The organism is Polaromonas sp., assembly GCF_041689105.1.
GTDB lineage: Bacteria > Pseudomonadota > Gammaproteobacteria > Burkholderiales > Burkholderiaceae_C > Polaromonas.
Genome location: NZ_JBDNGU010000048.1, coordinates 21536 through 28966 on the forward strand (window position 1 = coordinate 21536; position 7431 = coordinate 28966).

The window sequence follows — 7431 nt, forward strand, 5'->3', positions numbered from 1 at the left end:
GGTTTGCGTATTGCCAGTCCGAGCCGCGGAACCGGCTTCGCCGGGCCGCAGGCGGGGTGGCCCCCTCGGGGCTGGCGCCTGCGGCTCCAGACCTGCTTGAGCAGGTTTGGACAGGCGTCAGAAGCGACGCCTCCGGCGAGCGGCGGCCTGCAAGGTGCAGCGCAGTACGCGAAGCGACAAGCGTGGGGGCTAACACTCCTCGCTCCAGCAGTAGTCATCCCGAGCAATCATCGCGCTGGAGGCGCTTGGCCCCCAGGTGCCGGCGGCGTAGGGTCGTGGCCCCGCGCTGTCTTGTTGCCAGGTGTCCAGGATCGGTTCGACCCAGCGCCAGGCTTCTTCCTGTTCGTCGCTGCGCACAAACAGGTTCAGCCGGCCGTTGATCACGTCGAGCAGCAGGCGCTCATAGGCGCCGACCCGCTCGGTGCCGAACCGCTTGTCAAAGTCCAGGTCCAGTTGCACTGGCGCCAGCGTCTGGCTGGACGCGCCTGCGCCGGACCGGTTGTCCTGGCCGTGCGCGAACAGGTGCAGCTCCAGCCCGTCCTTGGGTTGCAGGTTGATCACCAGCCGATTGCCCGCACCGTGTGGCCACTTGAAAATCGCATGTGGCGCGGGTCGGAAGTTCACCTCAATGTGCGCGTCCCGGTCGGCCAGACGTTTTCCGGTTCGTATGTAGAAGGGCACCCCGGCCCATCGCCAGTTGGCGATTTCGGTGCGCAATGCGACGTAGGTCTCGGTCTGGCTTTCGGGGTTGACGCCGCTTTCCTGCGTGTAGCCGGCCACGGCGTCGCCATTGATGCTGCCAGCCGCGTACTGGCCGCGGATCACGTGGTATTTGAGCGTCTCCGGTGTCCAGGGCTTGAGCGAGCGCAGCACCTTGAGCTTTTCGTCGCGGATGGCGTCGGCGTGGGCGTTGATGGGCGGCTCCATGCCGATGGCACAGAGCAGCTGTAGCGCATGGTTTTGCACCATGTCGCGCAGCGCACCAGTGCTGTCATAAAACGCGCCGCGCTTTTCAACGCCGAGCTCCTCGGCAATTGTGATCTGGATATTGGCAATCGTCTCTCGGCGCCACAGCGGTTCAAACAGCGAATTGCCAAAGCGCATGGCAAACAGGTTTTGCACCGAAGGTTTGCCCAGATAGTGGTCGATGCGAAAGATCTGGTCTTCCGGCAGCACGCGCAGCACCGCTTCGTTGATGGCGCGGTTGGAGGCGAGGTCGTGGCCCAGCGGTTTTTCCAGCACCACACGGGTCTGCGGGCCGTTGAGCCCCACGGCGGCCATGTTTTCGCAGATGCCGGTGAACAGAGCCGGCGCGGTGGCCAGGTACATCACCACGGTCTGGGCCTGGCGGGCCTTGAGCGTGTCGGCCAGCCGCGCGTAGTCGGCTGGGCGGGATAAATCCATGGGCAGGTAGTGCAGCAGGGCGGCAAACCGCTCGAACTCGTCCGCGCTGGGACGTTTGGCCAGTTCCACCTGGCCAAACCGCGACTGGATCAGGGCGCGGTACTGGTCGTCGCTCATGGTGTCGCGCCCCACGCCGATGATGCGACCATCGGGCGGTAGCGAGCCGTGCCGGAAAGCCTGAAACAAGGCCGGCATCAACTTGCGCCAGGTGAGGTCGCCCGTGCCGCCGAACAAAACCAGGTCAAAGCTCATAATGGGGCAATGTAATAAAGTTTCATAGTCTCTGCGCATAATCGTAACTCAATCGGGGTGTCCTCCGACAGCGCCTCCTGCACCTGCCCATCTACACTTCGACCATGAACCAACTCGACGCGCTTAAACAGTTCACTACAGTGGTTGCCGACACGGGCGATTTCAAACAGCTCGATGCCTTCAAACCGCAGGATGCGACCACCAACCCCTCGCTGATCCTCAAGGCGGTGCAAAAGCCCGACTACCAGCCGCTGCTGGCCGACACCATATCAAAGTTCCGCGGACGGGCGCTGGACGAAACCATGGACCGCCTGCTGGTGCGTTTTGGCTGCGAAATCCTGTCCATCATCCCGGGCCGTGTCTCGACCGAGGTGGATGCGCGCCTGAGCTTTGACAGCAACGCGACCTTCACGCGCGGCGAACGCATCATCGAGCTGTATGAGGCCGAAGGCATCCACATCGACCGGGTGCTGATCAAGGTGGCCGCCACCTGGGAAGGCATAGAGGCCGCGCGGCGCCTCGAAGACCGTGGCATCCACACCAACTTGACGCTGCTGTTTTCGTTTTGTCAGGCCGTGGCCTGCGGCCAGGCCAAGGTCCAGCTGATCTCGCCTTTTGTGGGGCGCATTTACGACTGGTACAAAAAATCGGGTGGCGCCGCATGGAATGAAGCCGCCAAGTCCGGTGCCAACGATCCCGGCGTGCAGTCCGTGCGGGAGATATACAACCATTACAAACATTTCGGCATCGCCACCGAGGTGATGGGTGCGAGTTTTCGCAATATCGGGCAGATCACTGCGCTGGCCGGCTGCGACCTGCTGACCATCAGCCCCGAGCTGCTGGCGCAGCTGGCGGCCAGCGATGCGCCGCTGCAGCGCGCGCTGGATGCCAAAGCCGCGCAGGCGCTGGACCTGTCCGCCGCCAACTTTGACGAGGTGACCTTCCGCTACGCTCTCAACGAAGACGCGATGGCCACCGAGAAACTCGCCGAGGGCATACGCGCGTTTGCGGCCGACGCGGTCAAGCTCGAGCAATTGATGCTGGCCGCCGCATGAGTAAAGCCATGATCCGCTGTGACCGTACACCCGCCTGGGCGGCGCTGCAGGTGCAGTACGCGGGGACCGGCAAACCCTTCGACCTGCGCGAGGCCTTTGCCGCCAACCCGCACCGGTTTTCTGACTTCAGCCAGGACGCGCCTTATGTGTTTGCCGACCTGTCTAAAAACCTGATCGACGCGGCGACCCAGTCCATGTTGCTGGACCTGGCGAGAGAATGCGGCCTGGAGAGCGACCGCGATGCCATGTTTGCCGGGGAAAGGATCAACCGCACTGAAAACCGGGCGGTCATGCATTTTCTATTGAGAAATCCGGCTTCAGCCCTTTCTGCGCGGGCGCAAGCAGCTACTGAAAGCATAGCAATCCAACTCGCCCAGGTGCATGAAACGCTGGATGCCATGCTGGCCTACGCCGAGCAGGTCAGGCAGGATGAGGCCATTACCGACATTGTGAATATCGGCATAGGCGGCTCCGACCTCGGCCCGCAGATGGCCGTGCTGGCGCTGGAAGAATTCCGGCAGCGGGGCAAGCGGCTGCATTTCGTCTCCAACGTTGACGGCCAGGAGCTGGCCGGTGTGCTGGCACAAATCAAGCCGCAGAACACCCTGTTTCTGATCGCGTCAAAAACCTTCACGACCACCGAGACCATGACCAATGCTGCTTCGGCCAGACACTGGTTTGAAGCGCAGGGTGGCCAGGACATTGCGAGGCACTTCGCCGCGCTGACCACCAACGTGACAGCGGCCAAGGCTTTTGGCATCACCACCACCTTCGGCTTCTGGGACTGGGTGGGTGGGCGTTATTCGCTGTGGTCGGCGATTGGCCTGCCATTGGCGATAGCGATAGGCGCACAGGGCTTTCGGGAACTGCTGGCCGGCGCCCATGCGATGGACGAACATTTCCGCAGGCAACCGCTGGCGCAGAACCTGCCGGTTCGCCTGGGTTTGCTGGACATCTGGTACCGCAATTTCCATGGCTTTACCAGCCGCAGCATCGCGCCCTACAGCAGCGCCTTGCGCCGCCTGCCAGCGTACCTGCAGCAGCTCGAGATGGAGAGCAACGGCAAACGTGTCGATGCGGACGGGCAGGCGCTGCCGTTTGCGACCGCGCCGGTGCTCTGGGGCGAACCCGGCACCAACGGCCAGCACGCTTACTTCCAGATGCTGCATCAAGGCACTGATGTGATACCTGTGGAATTTGTCGCAGTCAAAAAAGCCGGGCATAGCCTTCCGGGGCACAACGACAAGTTGCTGGCCAACGTGCTCGCCCAGGCCCAGGCGTTGATGCAGGGCAAGAGCGGCGCCGCCGGGCCGTCCCCAGGCGACGCAGCCCCCTCGGGGGGCAGCGAGCCACACGCCGTGGGCGAGCGTGGGGGCATGATATTTGGCGGTGGACACAAACATTTCCCCGGCAACCGTCCCAGCACTTTCCTCTTGCTGGAAGAACTGAACCCTGCCAGCCTGGGCGCGCTGATTGCCTTGCAGGAGCACCGGGTGTTTGTCAGCGGCGCCATCTGGGGCATCAACAGCTTTGACCAGTGGGGCGTGGAACTCGGCAAGGTGCTGGCCAAAGACATCGAACCGCGGCTGCAAAGTGGCGACCTGTCAGGGCTCGACGGTTCGACGGCAGGGTTGCTGACGCGCTTGCGTTAAGAGCGCTCCAGCCTTTTGTCGTGCTGGTCGCATATCATGGCGCGGGGAATTTGCCCTTGCATACTCCGGAGGAGGAGAAAACCATGAACTTTGGCCAAGCCATCTCGACCTGTCTGTCCAAATACGCCACTTTTTCAGGACGCGCATCGCGGCCTGAATTCTGGTGGTTCTTCCTGTTTCAGATCCTGGTGTCGGTTGCCGCCTCGATGTTGGGTGACTTCGCGGCCAGCCTGGTGTCACTGGCGCTGCTGCTGCCCGCCCTCGCCGTCGGCGCGCGCCGCCTGCACGACATCGGAAAAAGCGGATGGTGGCAACTAATCATGCTGACTGTCATCGGTTTCCTGCTGCTGATTTACTGGTGGGTTCAGCCCGGCAAAAGCGACGAGCCTGCCTGAATTCAGGCGCGCAAGAAAAAACCCGCAGGGCGTGAGCCCTGCGGGTTTTTCTGTTTGTGCCGGTTACTCGAAAAGCCGCCGGACGCAGCATGAGGGCTTAGCGCAAGGCGCGGGGTCGTAGACAGTACCAAAGGTACGGCAAGACCCCGCAACGCGGCGATCAGCCCTCAGGCAAGGACCACCTTACATGCCCATGTCGCCCATGCCGCCCATACCACCCATACCACCAGGCATGCCACCGCCGGCACCAGACTCGTCTTTCGGAGCCTCAGCCACCATGCACTCGGTCGTCAACATCAGCGAGGACACAGACGCTGCATTTTGCAGGGCAGTACGGGTCACCTTGGTGGGGTCCAGAATGCCCATGTCGATCATGTCGCCATACTGGCCGTTCTGGGCGTTGTAGCCGTAGTTGCCTTTACCGGCCAGCACCGCATTGACCACCACGCTTGGCTCTTCGCCAGCGTTGGCGACGATGATGCGCAGCGGCTCTTCGATGGCACGCATGATCAGCTTGATGCCGGCGTCCTGGTCAGCGTTGTCACCCTTGATGACGCCAGCAGACTGTTTGGCGCGCAGCAGAGCCACGCCACCACCAGCCACAATGCCTTCTTCCACAGCAGCGCGGGTCGCGTGCAGGGCGTCTTCCACACGGGCTTTTTTCTCTTTCATTTCGACTTCGGTGGCAGCGCCCACCTTGATCACGGCCACGCCACCGGCGAGTTTCGCAACACGCTCCTGCAGTTTTTCGCGGTCGTAGTCGGAAGTAGCTTCTTCGATCTGGACACGAACCTGCTTGACGCGGGCTTCGATGTCAGCTGCGGCACCGGCACCGTCGATGATGATGGTGTTTTCCTTGCCCACTTCGATGCGCTTGGCCTGGCCGAGGTCGGCCAGCGTCACTTTTTCGAGGGTCAGGCCCACTTCTTCAGCGATGACCTTGCCGCCGGTCAGTGTGGCGATGTCTTCCAGCATGGCTTTGCGGCGATCGCCAAAACCAGGGGCTTTGACGGCGACCACTTTCAGGATGCCGCGGATGGTGTTGACCACCAGCGTAGCCAGGGCTTCGCCTTCGACGTCTTCCGAGATGATCAGCAGCGGACGGCTGGACTTGGCGACTTGCTCCAGGGTAGGCAGCAGGTCACGGATGTTGCTGATTTTCTTGTCGTAGAGCAGCACAAACGGGTTGTCCAGAATCGCGGATTGCTTCTCTGGGTTATTGATGAAGTAAGGCGACAGGTAGCCGCGGTCAAACTGCATGCCTTCAACCACGTCGAGTTCGCTGTTGAGCGACTTGCCGTCTTCCACGGTGATGACGCCTTCTTTACCGACTTTGTCCATCGCTTCAGCGATGATCTTGCCGACTTCTTCGTCGCTGTTGGCGGAGATGGTGCCGACCTGGGCAATTTCCTTGCTGGTGGTGGTGGGCTTGGAAGCTTTTTTCAGCTCTTCAACCAGAGCCGTCACAGCCTTGTCGATGCCGCGCTTCAGGTCCATCGGGTTCATGCCGGCGGCGACATATTTCATGCCTTCGCGGACGATGGCTTGTGCCAGAACGGTAGCGGTCGTGGTGCCGTCACCAGCGATGTCGGAGGTCTTGGAAGCAACTTCCTTGACCATCTGCGCGCCCATGTTCTGCAGCTTGTCCTTGAGTTCGATTTCCTTGGCGACGGACACACCGTCCTTGGTCACGGTGGGGGCGCCGAAAGAGCGCTCCAGCACCACATTACGGCCTTTGGGGCCCAGGGTAACCTTGACGGCGTTGGCCAGGATGTTCACACCCTCGACCATGCGTGCGCGGGCTTCGCCGCCGAAAATGACGTCTTTTGCTGCCATGTTTAATTCTCCAGATTCAGTTAATAGGGGTTGGGGGCGTGGGAGAAATTACTTCTCGACCACTGCAAATAAATCGTCTTCTTTCATGACCAGCAGCTCGTCGCCGTCGACCTTGACAGTCTGGCCGCTGTATTTGCCGAACAAAACACGATCGCCAACCTTGACGGCCATGGCGCTGATTTCGCCTTTGTCGTTCTTCTTGCCAGGACCAACGGCCAGCACTTCGCCCTGATCAGGCTTTTCCGCGGCGCTGTCAGGAATGACGATGCCGGAGGCGGTTTTGGTTTCGTTTTCAACACGTTTGACGATCACACGGTCGTGCAGGGGACGAAGTTTCATGGATAGCTCCTGATTTTGAAACAGTGGTTTTGGAATCAAAAAGCACCAGCGCGGAACGCGGGTGCTGTGAACGAGGTGGCGCGAGACATTGTTAGCACTCAATACCATCGAGTGCTAATCATAAGGCTGTTTCGGGACGGTTTCAAGTCCGGAGCCACAAAAACGGCGGGTTGCGACCTGGATCAGGGCCTCGGATCGAGCCTGGCTCAGGGGAAACCAGAACGGCGTGTCCTACAAAGGACTCGCCACCGTCTGACATCTGCCGCCCAATAACCCATCTAAAGTGACCTGAAGCTTCATTTCCGGGCAGCCAGCCCAACCTCGGGGGATTTATGAACCAGTTTGTAATCGACATGTCAAGCAGCCAGCCGGGAGTGCGTTCCAGTCACCCAGCCGCTGGTGACCTCAAGGTATCCGTCACTGCGCGCGGCGGGCCGGTGCGAACTACGTGGCCGTTTTTGGTCAACGCCAGCGCGGCGGGCGATAAACAAGCGCCCG

Annotated in this window: 6 protein-coding genes; 3 read left to right on the forward strand and 3 right to left on the reverse strand. The window is 61.1% G+C overall.

What is annotated here, in order from left to right:
• Positions 1-189: 189 nt before the first annotated feature.
• Positions 190-1656: a glucose-6-phosphate dehydrogenase gene (gene zwf, locus ACESMT_RS04310; protein WP_372825339.1), complete on the reverse strand. Its 1467-nt coding sequence runs from the start codon at positions 1654-1656 to the stop codon at positions 190-192.
• 104 nt (positions 1657-1760) lie between these two features.
• On the opposite strand from zwf, the gene tal reads away from it, so the two are divergent.
• The 3 genes from tal to ACESMT_RS04325 all read left to right on the forward strand — a co-directional run bounded on the left by tal (position 1761) and on the right by ACESMT_RS04325 (position 4758).
• Positions 1761-2711 (forward strand): transaldolase, encoded by a 951-nt coding sequence (gene tal / locus ACESMT_RS04315; RefSeq protein ID WP_372825340.1) that lies wholly within the window; start codon positions 1761-1763, stop codon positions 2709-2711.
• Positions 2712-2719: 8 nt separating this feature from the next.
• Positions 2720-4363 (forward strand): glucose-6-phosphate isomerase, encoded by a 1644-nt coding sequence (gene pgi / locus ACESMT_RS04320; RefSeq protein ID WP_372825341.1) that lies wholly within the window; start codon positions 2720-2722, stop codon positions 4361-4363.
• An 83-nt stretch (positions 4364-4446) separates the two neighbouring features.
• Positions 4447-4758 carry a DUF805 domain-containing protein gene (locus ACESMT_RS04325; RefSeq protein WP_372825342.1) on the forward strand — a complete coding sequence of 104 codons (312 nt, stop codon included), beginning with the start codon at positions 4447-4449 and terminating at the stop codon, positions 4756-4758.
• Positions 4759-4941: 183 nt separating this feature from the next.
• Here ACESMT_RS04325 and groL read toward each other — a convergent pair whose 3' ends face one another.
• Positions 4942-6594 carry a chaperonin GroEL gene (groL, locus tag ACESMT_RS04330; protein WP_372825343.1) on the reverse strand — a complete coding sequence of 551 codons (1653 nt, stop codon included), beginning with the start codon at positions 6592-6594 and terminating at the stop codon, positions 4942-4944.
• A gap of 48 nt (positions 6595-6642) precedes the next feature.
• The gene (groES, locus tag ACESMT_RS04335; RefSeq protein ID WP_096667046.1) at positions 6643-6933 is read right to left on the reverse strand and encodes a co-chaperone GroES; all 291 of its coding nucleotides are present in this window, start codon (positions 6931-6933) and stop codon (positions 6643-6645) included.
• Between the last annotated feature and the right edge of the window lie 498 nt (positions 6934-7431).